Source organism: Pseudomonas sp. KH_046_2 (assembly GCF_057838985.1).
The window spans coordinates 2,266,657-2,284,407 of record NZ_CM174480.1 but is presented as its reverse complement, the minus strand read 5'-3'; the positions used below and the strand labels follow the sequence as shown (position 1 = coordinate 2,284,407).

14 protein-coding genes are annotated in these 17,751 nt (G+C 60.8%); 6 read left to right on the top strand and 8 right to left on the bottom strand.

Annotated elements, in window-relative coordinates; genetic code table 11:
• Nucleotides 1-35 precede the first annotated feature (35 nt).
• The 5 genes from AC3IX1_RS10380 to AC3IX1_RS10360 form a co-directional block, all read right to left on the bottom strand.
• Complete coding sequence (locus AC3IX1_RS10380; RefSeq protein WP_489388082.1) at nucleotides 36-1,610, bottom strand: arylsulfatase; 1,575 nt, start codon at nucleotides 1,608-1,610, stop codon at nucleotides 36-38.
• Between the two features lie 42 nt (nucleotides 1,611-1,652).
• Complete coding sequence (locus AC3IX1_RS10375) at nucleotides 1,653-2,795, bottom strand: acyl-CoA dehydrogenase family protein (protein ID WP_489388081.1); 1,143 nt, start codon at nucleotides 2,793-2,795, stop codon at nucleotides 1,653-1,655.
• 10 nt (nucleotides 2,796-2,805) lie between these two features.
• Entirely contained in the window at nucleotides 2,806-4,002 is a 1,197-nt protein-coding gene (locus AC3IX1_RS10370) for an acyl-CoA dehydrogenase family protein (protein ID WP_489388080.1), read from the bottom strand.
• A gap of 108 nt (nucleotides 4,003-4,110) precedes the next feature.
• Nucleotides 4,111-5,196: a Zn-dependent alcohol dehydrogenase gene (locus tag AC3IX1_RS10365; protein ID WP_489388079.1), complete on the bottom strand. Its 1,086-nt coding sequence runs from the start codon at nucleotides 5,194-5,196 to the stop codon at nucleotides 4,111-4,113.
• Nucleotides 5,197-5,275: 79 nt separating this feature from the next.
• Entirely contained in the window at nucleotides 5,276-6,688 is a 1,413-nt protein-coding gene (locus AC3IX1_RS10360; protein ID WP_489388078.1) for a coniferyl aldehyde dehydrogenase, read from the bottom strand.
• Between the two features lie 158 nt (nucleotides 6,689-6,846).
• On the opposite strand from AC3IX1_RS10360, the gene AC3IX1_RS10355 reads away from it, so the two are divergent.
• On the top strand, nucleotides 6,847-9,534 hold the full coding sequence (locus tag AC3IX1_RS10355; protein ID WP_489388077.1) for a winged helix-turn-helix domain-containing protein: 2,688 nt from the start codon (nucleotides 6,847-6,849) through the stop codon (nucleotides 9,532-9,534).
• Nucleotides 9,535-9,543: 9 nt separating this feature from the next.
• Here the strand turns inward: AC3IX1_RS10355 and AC3IX1_RS10350 are convergent, their stop codons facing one another.
• Nucleotides 9,544-10,194, bottom strand: a complete 651-nt coding sequence (locus AC3IX1_RS10350; RefSeq protein ID WP_489388076.1) for a TetR/AcrR family transcriptional regulator — start codon at nucleotides 10,192-10,194, stop codon at nucleotides 9,544-9,546.
• 11 nt (nucleotides 10,195-10,205) lie between these two features.
• Complete coding sequence (locus AC3IX1_RS10345; RefSeq protein WP_489388075.1) at nucleotides 10,206-10,991, bottom strand: enoyl-CoA hydratase/isomerase family protein; 786 nt, start codon at nucleotides 10,989-10,991, stop codon at nucleotides 10,206-10,208.
• A 142-nt stretch (nucleotides 10,992-11,133) separates the two neighbouring features.
• Here AC3IX1_RS10345 and AC3IX1_RS10340 point away from each other — a divergent pair, with 142 nt between their 5' ends.
• The 5 genes from AC3IX1_RS10340 to AC3IX1_RS10320 all read left to right on the top strand — a co-directional run bounded on the left by AC3IX1_RS10340 (nucleotide 11,134) and on the right by AC3IX1_RS10320 (nucleotide 16,366).
• Entirely contained in the window at nucleotides 11,134-12,276 is a 1,143-nt protein-coding gene (locus tag AC3IX1_RS10340) for an acyl-CoA dehydrogenase family protein (RefSeq protein ID WP_489388074.1), read from the top strand.
• Nucleotides 12,273-13,394 carry an acyl-CoA dehydrogenase family protein gene (locus tag AC3IX1_RS10335; protein WP_489388073.1) on the top strand — a complete coding sequence of 374 codons (1,122 nt, stop codon included), beginning with the start codon at nucleotides 12,273-12,275 and terminating at the stop codon, nucleotides 13,392-13,394. Before AC3IX1_RS10340 ends, AC3IX1_RS10335 begins: the two co-directional genes overlap by 4 nt.
• A 55-nt stretch (nucleotides 13,395-13,449) precedes the next feature.
• On the top strand, nucleotides 13,450-14,412 hold the full coding sequence (locus AC3IX1_RS10330) for an NAD(P)H-dependent flavin oxidoreductase (protein WP_489388072.1): 963 nt from the start codon (nucleotides 13,450-13,452) through the stop codon (nucleotides 14,410-14,412).
• A 307-nt stretch (nucleotides 14,413-14,719) separates the two neighbouring features.
• On the top strand, nucleotides 14,720-15,505 hold the full coding sequence (locus AC3IX1_RS10325) for an SDR family oxidoreductase (protein ID WP_489388071.1): 786 nt from the start codon (nucleotides 14,720-14,722) through the stop codon (nucleotides 15,503-15,505).
• Between the two features lie 57 nt (nucleotides 15,506-15,562).
• A complete protein-coding gene (locus AC3IX1_RS10320; protein WP_489388070.1) occupies nucleotides 15,563-16,366 on the top strand; it encodes an enoyl-CoA hydratase-related protein in 804 nt (267 codons plus the stop codon).
• A gap of 454 nt (nucleotides 16,367-16,820) precedes the next feature.
• Here the strand turns inward: AC3IX1_RS10320 and AC3IX1_RS10315 are convergent, their stop codons facing one another.
• The gene (locus tag AC3IX1_RS10315) at nucleotides 16,821-17,678 is read right to left on the bottom strand and encodes a hypothetical protein (RefSeq protein ID WP_489388069.1); all 858 of its coding nucleotides are present in this window, start codon (nucleotides 17,676-17,678) and stop codon (nucleotides 16,821-16,823) included.
• Between the last annotated feature and the right edge of the window lie 73 nt (nucleotides 17,679-17,751).

Here is a 17,751-nt window from a genome sequence, read left to right as displayed (position 1 = left end):
ATAAAAAAGACTGCTCTCTGTAGGAGCGGCGGCGATCAATTCGCAGGTGCGGGCTTCTGCAAACCCATCAGCGCTTTCTTCACGGCCAGGCTCTGGTAATTGATGTTGCCGGGGTTGAGGCTGACGCCTTCCTGGAACGGGTACTGGCTCAGCGTTGCCATAAAGGCCTTGACCTTGGCCTGGATCGGCACCAGCAGCCACGCCTGGTCAGCAGCCCAGCGCTTGGCCATCGGCGATTCCTTGCGCGCGGTCTGGAACGGGTCGGCCAGCAGGTTGGTCAACACCGGCACATTGGTGACCTTGCGCGAAGCGCTGGCGAAATCCCCGGTCATTTGCGCGAACGCCAGCCGCCATTCCCGCCAGCGAATCGCGTCCAGGTCGCCGCCCATGCTGAAGTAGAAATACTCCTCGCGCGGACTGTCCTTGACCTCACCCGTGAAGAATGGCAGGAAGTTGTAGCCGTCCAGATGCACGCGGAACTGCTTGCCGTTGAGCTGTGTGCCTTTGGCCAGGTCCGCCACCAGATTCGGTGCGCCGGCAGCCGCGGCCAACGTCGGCATCCAGTCGTTGTGGGCGATCAGGTTGTTGGCGTGAGTACCGGGTTTGAGCACCTTCGGCCACTTCACCAGCAACGGAACACGATGCCCGCCTTCATTGGAAGTGCCCTTCTCGCCGGCGAACGGTGACGTGCCGCCATCGGGCCAGGAGAACTTCTCCGCGCCGTTGTCGGTGGTGTAGATCACGATGGTGTTGTCGGCGATGCCCAGGTCATCCAGTTTCTTCAGCAACTGACCGACCTGCCCGTCATGCTCGACCATGCCATCCGGATACAGGCCGACGCCGGTCTTGCCTTCGGACTCTTTCTTCAGGTGGGTCCAGATGTGCATGCGGGTGGCGTTGAACCAGACAAAGAACGGCTTGTCGGCCTTGTGCGCCTTGTCGATGAAGTTCCCGGTGGCCTGCACCAGTTCGTCATCGATGGTTTCCATGCGTTTGCGCGTCAGCGGGCCGGTGTCTTCGATCTTGCCGTCGGCGTAGGAATGGATCACACCGCGCGGGCCGTACTGTTTGCGAAATTCCGGGTCCTTGGGGTAGTAGTAGGTTTCCGGTTCTTCCTCGGCGTTCATGTGGTACAGGTTGCCGAAGAATTCGTCGAAACCATGGTTGGTCGGCAAATGCTTGTCACGATCACCCAGGTGGTTCTTGCCGAACTGGCCAGTGGTGTAGCCCTGTTGCTTCATCACGTCGCCGATGGTCGGTGCCCAATCCGGGATACCGTGTTCCGAACCGGGCATGCCGACAGTCAGCAGCCCCGTACGGAACGGGTGTTCGCCCAGAGCAAAAGCGGCACGGCCAGCGGTGCAGGACTGTTCGCCATAGGCATGGGTGAACAACACGCCTTCCTTGGCGATGCGGTCGATGCTCGGCGTTTCATAACCCATCATGCCCTGGTTGTAGGCACTGATATTGAAGATGCCGATGTCATCGCCAAAGATGACCAGTACGTTCGGTTTGTCCGCGGCAGAACTACAGAGTGATACGGCCAGCAGAACGCTCGCGACGGTTATGTCGCGCAGCCGCTTGCATGGCAAACCCCATGACCTGGTCATGTCGTTGTCTCCCTTATTGTTATGAGATGAACTTAGGCGAACCTAGGCGTCCTGCATGAGCTCGCTGTACACCTGCAAGTGATGATCATCGTCGCCAAACTGGCGGGCGATCATCAGCAGGTGCTTGGCGTGATGCGACAGCACGTATTCCCACGTCAGGCCGATACCGCCGTGCAACTGGATGCCCTGATCGGCGACAAAACGCGCCGCACGGCAAACGACATACTTGGCGGCGGCCAGCGTGCGACTGCGTTCCAGGCTGTCCGGCTCGTCAGCCACGCAAGCGGCAAGCAGGGTCATCGAGGTCGCCTGGTCCAGCTCGACGTGCATGTCGACCATGCGGTGCTGCAAGGCCTGGAACTTGCCGATGACCTGGCCGAATTGCTTGCGGGTTTTCAGATAATCGAGTGTCAGCGCGCAAGTCGCTTCCAGGCTACCGACCGCTTCTGCGCATTGCGCACCGATGGCGCGGCCCTGTTGATAGCGCAATGCATCAAGCGCCTTGCCGTGTTCGCCCAATACCGCGGCACTGCTGACAAACACGTTGTCCAGGAACACGTCGCAGGCACGGCGCCCGTCGATGGTCGGGTATTCGCGTACGCTCACGCCCGGGGTCGCCGGATCGACCAGGTACAAACTGATGCCCGCCTCGGCACGGTCATCACCGGATACCCGCGCCGAAACCAGTAGCAAGCCGGCGCTCTGCCCGCCCACCACCATCGACTTGTGGCCGCTGAGCGACCAGCCCCCATTGACGGCTTCGGCGCGGGTCTGCACATCGTTCAACTGGTAATGGCTCTGCGGCTCTTCGACAGCGACGGCCAGTTGCAGGTCGGCGCTGGCCACTTGCGGCAGCAGTTCGCTTTTTTGAGCTGCGCTGCCGAGTTGGTCGATCAAGCCACCGGCGAAAATCACCGATTGCAGCCAGGGCTCCAGGCACAAGCCACGGCCGAGCTCCTGGGCTACCAGCATCACATCCACGCCGTTGCCGCCGAAACCGCCGAAGTCTTCGGCAAATGGCACTGACGTCAGGCCAAGATCGCCGAGCTGTTGCCAGAACTCGCCACTGAACCCCTTGGCGCTGTCACGAAACTGCTCACGCTGCTCGAAGCCATAGGCATCACGCACCAGTCGGGCGGCCGTGTCTTGCAGCATTTGCTGCTCTTCTGAAAGTTTGAAGTCCATGGTCTGCCCCTTAGAGTTCGAGAATCATCTTGGCGATGATGTTCTTCTGGATTTCGGTGGAGCCGCCGTAAACCGAGGCTTTGCGCATATCCAGGTACTGGCAGGTCGACGAGTTGCTGAACTCGCTGTGCAGCAACTCGCCGTCATGGTCATAGCCCAACTCCTCCTTGAGAAACGGATTGGCATAGACCCCGACCGCTTTGGTCAGCAAATAGGTAATCGCCTGACGGATCTCAGTGCCCTTGATTTTCAGGATCGAGCTTTCCGAACCCGGTACTCCCCCGTCGCGGGCCGCGGCGAGAATGCGCAGGTTGCTCATGCCGATGGCCATCAACTGGATTTCCACGTCGGCGATCTGCGCACGGAACTGCGGATCTTCAATCAACGGCTTGCCGTTGCGTTGTTCTGCACGGGCGACCTGCTTGAGACGCGTGAGCATGGCCTTGGCGATGCCGATCCCGGCGATCGTCGTGCGCTCGTGGGTCAACAGGTACTTGGCGCAGGTCCAGCCCTCGTTTTCGCGGCCGACGAGGTTGTGTACCGGCACGCGTACGTTGTCGAGGAACACTTCGTTGACGTAGTGACCGCCGTCGAGGGTGATGATCGGGCGCACGGTGATGCCAGGGGTCTTCATATCGATCAGCAGGAAAGAGATGCCCCGTTGCTGCTGCGCTTCGGCATCGGTGCGTACCAGACAGAACATCCAGTCGGCCATATGGCCGGTGGAGGTCCAGGTCTTCTGGCCATTGACCACATACTCGTCTCCGTCACGCACCGCGCGGGTGCGCAGGCTGGCCAGGTCGGAACCGGCCCCCGGTTCGGAATAGCCTTGGCACCACCAGTCTTCGCAATTGAGAATGCGTGGCAGGTAATGCGCCTTTTGTTCGGGCGTGCCGAACTTGATGATCACAGGTCCAACCATGTTGACGCCGAACGGCACGATCCGAGGGGCACCGGCGACCGAACATTCTTCGTCGAAAATGTGCTTCTGTACCGCACTCCAGCCAGTGCCGCCATGCTCCACCGGCCAGCTCGCCGCCAGCCAGCCTTTGTCGTTCAGAGTGCGCATCCACAGCACCTGATCGGCCTTGCACACCGACTTGCCCTGGTTGATCCTGGCCGCGATGTCTTCTGGCAGGTACGACGTGAGAAACGCCCGGACTTCCTCACGGAATGCCACTTCCTCGGGACTGAAATGAATATCCATCTGCTACCTCAACGGTGAGTCGCCAGCCTGTGGCCGGTCTTGTTTGGGGACGGACTGCATGGGGTGGCCTGCCGTCGCAGGCCTGGGCGCTGCGACGGCAGGACACACTCATTGGTCGAAGAGGATCACCGAGCGTGCCAGCTCGCCCCGGCGCAGTTCGTCGAAGGCCTCGTTGATCTGCTCCAGCTTGATGCGCTGGGAGATCATTTCGTCGAGCTTGAGTCGGCCCTGCATGTAGAAGTCGGTCAGGCGCGGCAAGTCCACCGGGAAGCGGTTTGAGCCCATGAAGGAGCCCTGGATACGGCGCTCATGGAGCATGGCCAGTGGATCAAGTTCCAGCTTAACGCCGGGTTTGATCATACCGATGATCGTCGCGGTGCCGCCGCGGGCCAGCATGCCGAAAGCCTGTTCGGCGGTTTGCTTGAGGCCGATGCACTCGAAGGCGTGATGCACGCCGCCACGGGTCAACTCCAGCACCTGTGCGACGGCGCTGCCGTCTTTGGCATTGACCACATCGGTGGCGCCAAACTGCTTGGCCAATTCCAGCTTGGAGTCGAGCATGTCGATAGCGATGATCCGCCCGGCACCGGCCAGTGCCGCGCCGTTGATGGTGGCCAGGCCGATACCGCCGCAACCGATCACCGCAACGGTTTCACCCGGACGCACCTTGGCGGTATTGAACACCGCGCCGGTGCCGGTGGTTACCGCGCAACCGAGCAATGCCGCGCGGTCGAGCGGCATGTCGCGGCGAATGGCGACCAGCGCGTTTTCGTGCACCAGCATCTGCTCGGCGTAGGCCGACAGGTTGATGAACTGGGTCATCGGTTTCTGCACGTAGGTCAGGCGAGATTCTTCATCGACACCTCGCTTGGTGTCCGGCGACACGCACAGCGACAGGTGCCCGGTGACGCAGTGTTCGCAATGCCCGCAATAGGCCGACAGGCAGGTCACCACATGATCGCCCGGCTTGACCGTGCGCACCTCGGAGCCCACTTGCTCGACGATGCCCGACGCTTCGTGACCGAGGACCACCGGCATTGGAAACGGATAGGCACCGTCGACGAAATGCAAGTCGGAGTGGCAAACGCCCACCGCAACGGTGCGCACCAGCACTTCCCTTGGGCCGGGTTTGCTGATGCCGACTTCTTCGATGGTCAGTGGCGAACCGGGAGCATGGAGTACGGCAGCTTTCATATTTTTATTCTCTTTCTTCAAGCAGGAAGTGGGAGGCATGGCGAACGCATTCAGCGCACCCGCCATGCCGATGGTTGTCTCAGCGCTTGATCATCGAACCGACGAACTGGCGTACCTGTTCGCTGTACGGAGGGCGCATCGCGTCCGGCCCATCGGCTGCACGCAGCACCGATTTGCCGTGACTGAAGGTGCGGAAACCGTCGATGCCGTGGTAGCAGCCCATGCCGCTGTTGCCGACACCGCCGAACGGCAGCGTCTCGACGCCGCCATGGCGCAGCACGTCGTTGAGGGTCACACCGCCTGAGGTGGTGCGATTGAGCACGAAGGCCTCTTCGCCGGCATCGTTGCCGAAGTAGTACAGGCCCAGCGGACGCGGGCGCGAGTTGATGTAGCTGACCACTTCGGCGAAGGACTTGTAGGTTTTGAACGGCAACAGCGGTCCGAAGATTTCGTCCTGCATGATCTGCAGTTCGTCACCGGGATTGCGCAACAGAGTCGGCACCAACTTGTGGTGCGGCTGGCCGCTGAAGTCCTCACCGGCCGGGTTCAGTTCGATCAGCTCGACGCCCGCGTCGCGCGCCTCACTCAGGTAACCGTGCAGACGCTCGAAGTGACGGGCATTGATCACCGAGGTGTAGTCCGGGTTGTCGAGCAAGGTCGGGAACAGTGTGGCAACCACTTCGCGGACCGTTGCGACGAACGCTTCCTGTTGCTCCTCGGGCACGAACACGTAGTCCGGCGCCAGGCAGATCTGCCCGGCGTTGTGCAGCTTGCCGGTGAGGATTTTAGTGACCGCGACCTTCAGGTCGGCGGAGCGCGAAATGATGGTCGGCGACTTGCCGCCCAATTCCAGGGTGACCGGCACCAGGTTCTCGGCGGCAGCGCGCATCACATGCTTGCCGATGCTGCTGGCGCCGGTGAACAGCAGGTGGTCGAACGGCTGCTGGCTGAACGCATGACCGACGTCAGGGCCGCCGGTGATGATCGCGACTTCGTCCTCGGCATACACTTCGCGGAAGATCCGCGCCAGCAATGCGGAGGTTTTCGGGTTGTATTCCGACACCTTGATCATCACCCGGTTGCCGGCGGCCAAGGCCCCTGCCAGACCGTTGAAGACCATGTTTCCCGGGAAGTTCCAGGCGGTGAGAATGCCCACCACGCCCAGCGGCTGATACTGCACCCAGGCCTCGCCGCGGTCGGTGGCCCTCTGGTCCGGCTGCATCCATTCGGCGATTTTGGCCTTGGTATACTTCAAGGACGCCAGAGGCCCCAGGACGTCCAGCATGCGCGAGAAGTCATGGCTGCGATGACCGAAGTCTGCCGACAAGGCTTCGATGATATCGTGCTGGTAATCGACCAGCAGGCCGATGGCCCGGTCGATCAATTCGCAGCGCTGCTCGGCTGTCCACGGCGCACTGGCCAGGCAAGCGGCACGCTGCTTGTCCAGGATCACGCGAATATCGGCAGCATTCAGGTTTTCTTTGGCACTCATGGTGTTCGGACTTCCATGCAAGGGTGGGCGGTCGGGGAGCTGCCAATCCGGTGTCGGCCCGCTACACTGGCGGGCTCGAACCATGAATCGGGTGTCGCTCATGACAGGCGATACTAGAAAGGGCCGCACCGGCGCGACGACGACCAAAGGTAGGATGCATGGAAGGTTTTGAACGTAGTTCCAACGAACCAGCACAGGGAGCAAAGCCGCCCGTTCGCGCAGGCAAATTCCTCGCGCCGGCCAGCCTGCCCGGTCAATTGGAGCGTTCGGCTTTGCTTGCACGACTCGAACAGCACGAAGGCGTGCACCTGATCCTGATCAGCGCCTGTGCCGGGTACGGCAAGACCACACTGATGCAGCAGTACCGCGAACGTTGCCTGGCTGATGGCCGGCGTGTGTTGTGGTGCAACCTCGATGCCCTGGATAACGATCCGCAGCGCTTGAGCCAGGTACTGCTCACTGGCCTGCGCGACGTCGGCTTGATCGATGCCGGCGACAGTCCCGCGGCGGACAGCAGTGCGGCGCAACGGGAGCACTGGCTGCTCGACCACATCAGCGCGAGCAACGGGGCGTTCACCCTGCTGATGGACGAATTCGAAGTCATTGATCAGCCGCCGGCCCTCGAATTCATCCAGCGCCTTCTCAAGGCGTTGCCAGCAGGTGCGACGTTGGCCATTGCTTCGCGCACAACGCCGGATATCAATCTGGGCCGGTTGCGGGCCCGTGGCGAACTACTTGAGGTGGGCACTGATTCGTTGCGCCTGAGTATCGACGAGACCACCGCCTACATTCTGCAAAAGCGCCAACTGCCATTGGACGCTGCCGACATCGACAGCCTGCATGCACGCACCGAGGGCTGGATTTCCGGGATTTACCTGGCCACGCTGTCCCTGCAACGGCACAACGATCCGGCTGCTTTCATCGCCTCGTTCAATGGTTCCAACCCGGCGCTGGCGGAGTACCTCGCCGAAGACGTGCTGGCCCGGCAGACCGGGCAATGCCAGCAGTTCCTGTTGCAGACCAGCGTTTTGTCACGGTTCTGCCCGGCCTTGTGCGATGCCGTCACTGAGCGTAGCGATAGCAAATCGATGATCGAGTCACTGGAGCGGGCCAACCTGTTCGTGATTGCCACGGACGACCAACGCCAATGGTTTCGCTATCACCCGCTGTTCGCCGACTTCCTCCTGCAAACCCTCAAGCGACATCCGGACAAGTTTGAGCAGAAGCATCAAAAGGCGGCGCTCTGGTATTTCGCCAATGCTCGGCCGGTCGAGGCCCTTGAGCACCTGTTTACCGCCCACGCCGTCGACGAAGCCGCCAGGCAACTGGTGCTGCACATCGACGAACTGGTGGAAAACGGTCATGCAAGCCTGCTGATGCGCTGGCTCTCGCGCATTCCCGTCGAGATACGCGACCTGCATCCGCGCCTGGGAATTGCCTACGCCTGGGCGTTGCTGCATGCGCGTCGTCACAAAGACGCGCTGCAGGTCCTGGAAAATCCGGCGCTGGCGGGCGAGCACCACTACGTTCATCCGCTGTTGCTGCTGATCGGTGACCGTGTCGACGAGGCCCTGATCGCCGCCACCGAGCTGTTGGAGCAGCTCGGCCCCCAGGACAAACTGCAGTATCGGGTCACGGCTTTCGTGGAAATCTGCTCGCTGTTCTACACCGGTCGCTTCGACGAAGCACGGAAAAAGCTCGGCAGTGCCGGGATGCGCGAGGCTCAACAAGAATCGACCTACCTGCGCGATGTCACCGATGCGCTGGAAGCGATGCTCGACCTGACCCAAGGGCAGCTCGACAGCGCCCTTACCCGCGCGGACACGGCCATGCGCCGCAGTCGCGAGACGTTGGCCGGTACACCGCCCGTGGGCTTCCCGGTCCTGCAGACCATCCATTGCGTGGTGCTCTACGAAACGGACGCGGTCGACGAAGCGCGACAACGACTCACTGAACTGCTGCCCTATGCCAAGGAGCACGCCGCACCGGACTCGCTGATCAGTACCCATGTGCTGCTGGCCCGCCTCGCCTACCTTCACGGTGACCGGCCGGCCTGGATGCGTTACCTGGCCGATCTCGACCAGTTGGGCCAGGTGGCCGGTTCCACGCGCATTCTCTGCTCGGCCTGGCTGGAGCGGGCGCGTATCGCCACCCTGGAAAATCGCCTGGATACCGCCGATCACGCCATGCGCGCCGCCGAGCACCTGAGCGACTGGGAACAACCGGGCGTGACGTTGAGTGCCAACGACGTCGACACGCCCTTCATCGCTCGCCAGCGTCTGCGTATAGCGCAAGGTGAAGAAGGTTGCGTCGAACCGCTGCGCCAGGCCATGGAGCTCGCCCTGCAGCGGCACCAGCATCGCCGCGCCCTCAAATTGCGCCTGTTGCTGATCCTGGCACTCGATGGCGTGAAACTGCACAAAGAAGCCTTGGAGCAATTGACGGTGGCCTTGCGCTTCGCCAGCCACGTCGGGTTTGTCCGCACCTTTCTCGATGAAGGCGTGCCCCTGGCGGCCGTGTTGGAGCGCTGGTCGGTGACCTTCCATGGCCAGGAAGAGGCACTGGGCATTCGCGCCGGTTTCGTCAGCCTGTTGTTGCGCGGCGACAGCAGCAGCAAGAAAGTCGAGCCCAAGCGCGAAGACGAGGCGCAGTCCAGCCTATCCACCCGTGAACTCCAGGTGGCGCGCTTGCTGGCACTGGGTTACCGCAACCGCGAAATCGCCGAGAAGATGTTTCTTTCCGAACTGACCGTGAAATCCCACTTGCGCAAGATCAACAGCAAACTCGGTGCCGGTGGCCGCACCGAGGCGGTGTCCATCGCCCGGGCCCAGGGGTTGCTGGACTGAACAGCGGATTCACGCAGACGGCACGGATGCCAATGCGTTTTCAATGAAGGCCAGCATCTGCGTGTGCACCAGTTCCAGATCGACGCCCGCCGGGTTCAACAGGACCTGCAACATCATGCCGCGCAATGTACCCAGGAACAGCAAGGCGCCCATCATCGGGTCGACATCCGGGCGGATTTCGCCACTGTCGATGCCTTCGCGGATGTATCGTGCCAGGTGCTTTTGTACCGAGAGGTTGTACTCGGCAAGGACCTGCACGGTTTCCGAATCCTGGGTCACGGCTTCCGACAACAGAGCCAGCAGTGCACGGGTATTGACCCAGTCGCCATCCGGGCGTGCCAAATAGACACTGACAAACCCCTTGAGCGCATCCAATCCCGGCCTCCACTGCGGCGACCGGGCTTGTACCAGTTCCATGAACGTCGCGTTGACGAAACCCGCCAGGGCGCGCAGCAGGCCGGCTTTGTTGCCGAAATGGTGAGTCGCCAGGCCACGGCTGTAACCCGCCTCCTCGCCCACCTCCGATAGCGTCATGCCGACCCAGCCCTTGCGCGCGACAATCTGTCGGGCCGCGATCAGCAGACGTTGTTCCGCTTCGGCGCGGCGCTCCGGCTGAGTGCGCCGCGACGTCGGCCGGGTGGTTTTTTCAACGGGTTCCATCGGGTGATTCCTTACTGTCCTGTAAATACGGGCGTGCGGCGTTCGGCCATGGCGCGGGTGCCCTCGGAAAAATCGGCGCTGACAATCTGCCACTCCTGCTCGCAGGCTTCGCGATCGATGATCCGGTCAACAGCATCGGCCAGCCCCATGCGCAGGGTTTCACGGCTGGACATGACCGCGCCGGGTGCCGAGGCGGCAATCTCTTCGGCCAGTTCGCGGGCTTTTTGCCGCTCCATGCCGGGCTCGGCCAGGACATCGGCCAAGCCGATGCGCACGGCTTCGCGGCCATCGATGCGGCGCCCGGTGGCGATGAGCAGCGAGGCCATTTGCGGGCCGACCAGACGCGGCATGGTAACTGAAATCCCGAAGCCCTGATGAATGCCCAGCCGGTTGAAATTGGCCGAGAACCGCGCTTTTTCACTGGTCACTCGGAAGTCCGCGACCAGCGCCAGGCCCAGGCCGCCACCGATTGCGGCACCCTCGACCACACAGATCAACGGCTTGCGATTGCGAAACAGGCGCACGGCTGACTTGTAGACACGGCGCGGGTATTGCGGGTCGCGCTGATCATCTCCGGAAAAGTCGGCACCGGCGCAAAACACCTTGCCTTCAGCCTGCAGGATGACCACCCGGCACTGTGGCATGTCATCGAGATATTGCAGTGCGTCAGCCAAGTCATTGATCAGTTCGGCATCGAAAAAATTCAGCGGCGGACGATTGAAACTCAGGGTCGCGACATGGCCTTCAAGGCCCAGCGCAAGGCCACGGCCGGGGGAAAAAGAGGTGTTGGTCGACATGGAAGCTCCGGGTCTTTGGCGTTTTTCAAGAGTGGCAGCGGCTTGATTCGCTGCCAAGGTTGCTGTTAGCTTATTTACTTGTTGGGCGTTCAGCAAGTTAGAAAAACAAGACAACCACCCACTCTTCACATGAGCAATAGCCATGCAGGCACTCGATATCCGTCCCTGTCAATTGGACGCCAAAACCCAGGCTTTACGGGCCGAAGTGCGCGAATTCGTCGCCGAGGCATTAAAGGACTACCCGGCCCACGAACGTGCGAAAAACTGGAATGGCGCCGACCCGCAATTCAGCCGCAAACTGGGCGAACGCGGTTGGCTGGGCATGACCTGGCCCAAGCGCTACGGCGGACACGAACGCAGCGCCCTGGAGCGCTACGTGGTGCTGGAAGAACTACTGGCCGCCGGCGCGCCGGTCAATGCGCACTGGATCGCCGAGCGTCAATCCGGCCCGTTGCTGATGAAATTTTCCCCCGACGTGCTGGCTCCGCGACTGATGCCTGCCATCGCACGCGGTGAGCTGCTGTTCTGCATTGGCATGAGCGAGCCAAATGTCGGCTCCGACCTGGCATCGGTGCAGACCCGTGCGGTAAAAACCGAGGGCGGCTGGATCGTCAATGGCAGCAAGGTCTGGACCACCGGCGCCCACCGCTGCCACTACATGGTCACCCTGCTGCGCACCGGGCCGAAGGACGAGAGCAACCGCCACGCAGGACTGTCGCAACTGTTGATCGATATGAGCGCCACCGGTGTCACGGTGCGTCCGATCTACAACATGCTCGGCGAGCACGACTTCAATGAGGTGTTCCTCACTGATGTATTTGTTCCCGACGAGTTCGTCATTGGTCAGCCAGGCGATGGCTGGAAGCAAGTCGGGGCCGAACTGGCGCTCGAACGCAGCGGCCCGGAACGCTACCTGAGCAGCACTCAGCTGTATCTGGAAATGCTCGACGCCGCCGACCCACGGGATTCGCGCCACAGAGTCAGCCTGGGTCGCATCGCCGCGCGCTACGCGGTGCTGCGGCAGATGTCCCTGGGCGTCGCCGGCATGCTCGCTCGCGGCGACAATCCGGCGACACCGGCAGCGCTGGTCAAGGATCAGGGCGCCCTGCTCGAACAATCGCTGCCCGACCTTGCCCATGACCTGTTTGGCGGCACCCGCCAACCCGGCTCCCGACTCGACCAGGTGATGCGTTACCTGACCCAAACCGCCCCGTCGTTTTCCCTGCGTGGCGGCACCCGCGAAATTCTTCGCGGCATCATTGCCAGAGGATTAGGACTGCGATGAACCAGGCCACCCACTATCAAGCGATGGACGACAGCGCGCCATCAGAGTTGCAATCGATCATCGCCGACAGCGTCGAGCGCCTGTTCGCCGAACAGATTACCCCTCAGTTGCTGGCCAGCTTCGATGCCGGCCACGCCGCGACAGGGTTGTGGCAACAGGTGGTCGAGCAAGGTCTGCCCGGCGCCCTGATGACCGAAGAAGCCGGCGGCAGCGCTGCAAGTTGGCTGGAAGTCAGCCCGGTATTGCGCGCCATTGGTTACTGGAGCGCGCCACTGCCCCTGGGCGAAACCATGCTCGCTTCGCTGCTGTTGGCCCGTGCCGGCCTGGAGGTGCCCGAAGAGCCGATGACGCTGATTCAGATTGGCCATCACGGTGATCTGATGTTGAACGAGGATGGCCATCTGAACGGCCGCACGTTCAACGTACCCTGGGGGCGCAGCAGCCGCTGGGCCGTAGTGGCCGATGGAGCAGGACAAGTGGCGCTGGTCGATCTGCGACAGCCCACCGTCAGTCTCGAGGCCGGCAGCAATTTTGCCGGCGAAGAGCGCGACACCCTGCACTTCGCCCACACCCGGCCGCATGCCATCGGCCACTTGCAGCTGGCCGATGTGCAGGAGCCTGTCTGGCTGTTCGGTGCGCTGATCCGTGCCTGCACGCTGGTCGGTGCACTGGAGTCGAGCCTGGACAAGGCCGTCAGCTACGCCAATGAACGTTCCCAGTTCGGCAAGGCAATCGGCAAGTTCCAGGCGATTCAACAGCAATTGGCGCAGATGGCCGGCGCCATCGGTGCCGCGCGTATGGCGACACAAGTCGCGTTGCGCAGCGCCTGCGATGTCCTGCAAGCCGAAGCAGGCATTCGCAGCAGCCTGGCGTTCGATGTGGCCGTGGCCAAAGTCTGTGCCGGCGAGGCGGCTACGCTTGCCACGTCAATTGCGCATCAGGTTCACGGAGCAATCGGCTTCACCCACGAGCACACCCTGCACTTCACCACCCGCCGCTTGTGGTCGTGGCGCGACGAGTTCGGCAGCGATTCACAATGGGCCGAAGTTCTTGGCCAGGCGGCGATTGCTGCCGGTGGCAAAGGCTTCTGGGCGGGACTGACGCAGCGACAACTCTGACACCACGGGCATGAGTTCGTTAACGGGCCATGCCCCCCACCCTAAGGGCTTCTCGATGCCGTTACCCGCTGTGTTATCCGACCGTCTGCGGCTGCCGCTGGTTGCTGCGCCGTTGTTTCTGGCGTCCACCCCAAGGCTGGTCGAGGCTCAATGCCGCGCCGGTATCGTCGGCTCGATGCCGGCGCTCAATGCGCGCAGCGCCGAGATGCTCGACGACTGGCTGGCGCAGTTGAGCGAAGAGCTACGCCACCCTCTTGCGCCCCACCAGCCGTTGCCGGCACCGTTTGCGATCAATCAGATTGTCAGCCGGTCGAACCAACGGCAGGAGCAGGATCTGGCACTGCTGGTCAAGCACAAGGTGCCGGTGGTGATTACCAGCGTCGGCGCGCCGGGTGAAGTGGTCAGCGCCGTGCACGGCTATGGCGGCATTGTCTTTCACGACGTGATCAGCGTACGGCACGCCGAAAAAGCCGTTGAAGCCGGGGTCGATGGCATTGTCGCCGTCTGCTCCGGTGCCGGGGGCCACGGCGGCACCTTGAATCCACTGGCTTTCGTCAACGAGATCCGCCGTTTCTACACCGGGACCGTGTTGCTCTCCGGCGGCTTGACCACCGGCAAGGATCTGGTGGCCGCTCAGATCATGGGCGCTGACCTGGGTTACGTCGGCACGCGGTTTCTCGCCACCCGGGAATGCGAAGTCGATGAGGACTACAAGCAGATGCTGCTCGCTTCCAACGCCGATCAGATCGTCAACACCGCATTGTTCAGTGGCCTGCGCGCCAACTACCTCAAGCAAAGCATTGCCCGCGCGGGCCTGGACCCGGACAACCTTCCGCTGCCACCGATACAAGGAGGTACTGGCGGCTACAACGGAGCGCGGCTGTGGAAGGACATCTGGGCAGCCGGTCAGGGGGTCGGGAACATCGATGACATTCCCACCGTGGCGCAGTTGATTGCACGTTTCGAGGACGAGTATCACGCCGTGCGGTTGCCCGCGCAGCGCTCTGCTTCGGTGTAGTCAAACCGGGTTCAGCTTGCCAGTTTGTTTCCCCCGGCGCGACCTGCGGTGTCTGGAACTGTTTCGCAGGCTTCGAGTTGCTCCCTGCGATAGTTCCTTGGAGCGAGCCAGAAACCATCCCCCTCTAAGTACTTTTGGTTGTCGTGGATGAAATTTCATCTTCTTACTATCGATCGTCCTGAAGCGAATTCGATCCGACATCCACTGGCATGTGCAGCATTGTCGATGCAGGCCGAATGACCACTTTGTTTTCCACATTTTCTGTGTCCCGGCTGTAAGGCCTGAACTTGAATGAGGGCGATAAGAAATGAATCAGTCGAACCCTTGGGCGTGTTTCGCGAATTTCCATGTTTTCATCGCCGGTGGCACCAGTGGCATTAACCTGGGTATCGCCAAAGCTTTTGCTCAGAACGGTGCCAATGTTTCCGTGCTGGGGCGCAATGGGGAAAAAGCCGTGGCCGCCGCCACGGAATTGGGCCCGCAAGCACTGGGACTGGCCGCCGATGTGCGAAACCCCGAAGCGCTCGACGCCGCGCTTGGACAGGCCGTGGCAGCTTTCGGTCCCATTGATGTACTGGTTTCTGGCGCTGCCGGTAACTTCCTCGCGGCTGCGGCCGAAATGTCCTGCAACGCCTTCAAAACGGTGGTGGATATTGATCTGTTGGGCACGTTCAACGTCGTTCGTCTCGCCCATGAGCACATGCGCGGTGCCGGCTCGTCAGTGCTGACCATTTCGGCGCCACAAGGCAGCATTCCTACGCCTTTGCAAGCACACGCCTGCGCAGCCAAGGCGGGCATGGACATGCTCACTCGTACTCTCGCCGTCGAATGGGGCAAACAGGGTATTCGCGTTAACGCGCTGGTACCCGGCCCGATCAGTGGCACCGAAGGCATGCGCCGGTTGGCACCGGACGACGCAAGCACCATGCGGGTAAACCGGCAGGTTCCGTTGGGTCGCCACGGCACGCTGGAAGAAGTCGCCCACGCCGCTTTGTTTCTTTCATCACCGCAAGCGTCTTACATCACTGGCGTCGTGCTTGCTGTGGATGGTGGTTACTCACACGGCGGCGCGATGGCCAGAATGTACGGTTGAACCCAGGAAAAGAGCGTTCTACAGGAACTTTCAACTACAGCCAGTGAGTAAAACTGCATGAGTTACCAGTCAATCATCTACACCCGGGAGCGTGCCGTTGCAGTCATCACACTGAATCAACCGGAGCGATTCAACCCGCTCAGCGCCATTATGGTCGACGAGATTCGCGATGCGCTCGCCATGGTCCGCGCCGACAAAACGGTGCGAGCTTTGCTGTTTAGGGCTAATGGCAAGCTGTTCAGTTGCGGTGCCGATCTGGGGAGTGAAGCTTTCAATGCGCAGAGTGAATCGCGAGGCACGCGGGCTGGAAAAACCATGCGCAATGGCATAAATCCCCTGATCGCCGAGTTTCACGAACTCCCGGTACCCGTAATAGTCGCTGTTAACGGTGGGGCCGCAGGCGGCGGTGTGGGAATGGCGCTGGCAGGAGACATCACTCTTGCAGCGCACTCGGCCTATTTCTATCTTCCGTTCGTAAAAAAACTGGCCCTGGTACCGGATGCTGGTGCGTCCTGGTTCCTCCAGCGTCGCCTGGGCAGCACCCGCACCTTGGCGTTATGTCTTACCGGCGAACGCTTATCGGCCAGGAAAGCCGAGCAGTGGGGACTGATCCACGCTTGTATCGACGACGAAGCCCTACTGCCGACTGCGATGGAAATGGCCCGGCAACTGGCTCGTTTGCCGGCTCATGGCGTCATAGAGGCACGACAAATATGTGAAGCGGCCAGCCGCAATGATCTACGCACTCAACTGGAATACGAGGCGAATCGTCAGCAAGAATTGTTCGACCATCCGGCATTGGAGGAAGGCGTCAGGGCGTTCTTTGAAAAGCGCGATCCCGATTTCTCCGGGCGCGAGTAATTTACTGTGGTCAGGCTTGAAATTTTAAGACCCACAAGAAACTGGATGAACTTTGCTGACTGTTACTTTTAGTTCCTGTCGAAACCCTGGATTCTACGATTCACCCGCCTGAGTCGAAGCTGCCCAAACGATGGGAAGCCAAAGGCCACGGGGGGGAGTTCGTTACATGGCTAAAATCACCATCAAAGAGCTCGAGTCGCTGACCGCCAATCTGTTCCAGACTGCCCGCATACGCGGCAACGTACTTTGGTAAACGAAAAAAAGGCGCCATCAGGGGTAATGCCAGTCAGTTAAGAGTTTGAACACCCTCCCCTGTGGGAGCGAGCTTAACTGACTGGCATTGGCCATCAGGGCGCCAAAATCCGCTTCCCCACCAGGGGAGCAAAAAAGGAAGCGGTTATTGCCTGTTCAGCGAATGCGTTGAACAGGGTTCGCCAGCACATTGTTTATCGGTTCAGAAGTGCCACTCAAGATGCACTGTCGGTGCGTAGGTGTCGGTACCCGGTTTATGAATCGCTCCATATTTGTGTTTCCAGTACTCGTAACCCGGCCCGATCAGCAGTTTGTTCTTGCTGCCAAAGGTCATTTGCCCCACATCGACCATCAACGAAGTCCGAACGAGGCTTTCCTCGGCGGTGTCCTGTTTAAAATAATCCTTGCCCTTCTGCGTCTTGTAGCTGGCGAAGCCCTGGAATTTGAGCGGCACGCTGCCCAGTTGAAATGGGAAACCCCAAACCATGTGCAGTACGTAGTAAGGATCGAACTGAATGTTCTCTGTCTGGCAAGCGTTCAACCCGCAATGGTTCCATTCAATGGCGTAAAGCAGGCTGATATCCAGGTACCCGGGCACGTCGAACTTGAGTGTCGGGCCCACCACCAGCATGCGCTTACGGGTCGCGAATTCGGTGTTCTTGTAGTTGAGTTCGACCCCACTGCTCAGCGCCACTTCCTTGACCGGACCGAAAGCCATTGAACGATCAAAGACCTTGCTCAGAAACAGTTGATGGCGATAGACCAGATAGGCTTCTGTCGCGCCGGAGTTACTGTCCTTCTTCGGGTCATTACTGTCGGACTTCAGGACGTCCAGATTGAAGAAGTTGGAGCCCGTGTCATTGCCGCTGACATGGCCCAGTTGGTAGATCTCCTTCTGGACCTTACCCCGCACGCCGGGCTCGGTGAAGTCGGTACCATAGCGAAACCCGACAAAGGTATCGCTCCATTCCTTGGCGTTCACGCTGGTGGTGGCCAGGCTCATTACACCAGCAGCCAGAAGTGCCTTGAAATACGTTTTTTGTAGTTGTTGTACGTACATGGTCAAGATTCCAATTAGTTCAGCCATGTGTTGGCCGCATGAACAGTGCTTCAAGCGCTAAGGATTTCAGGCA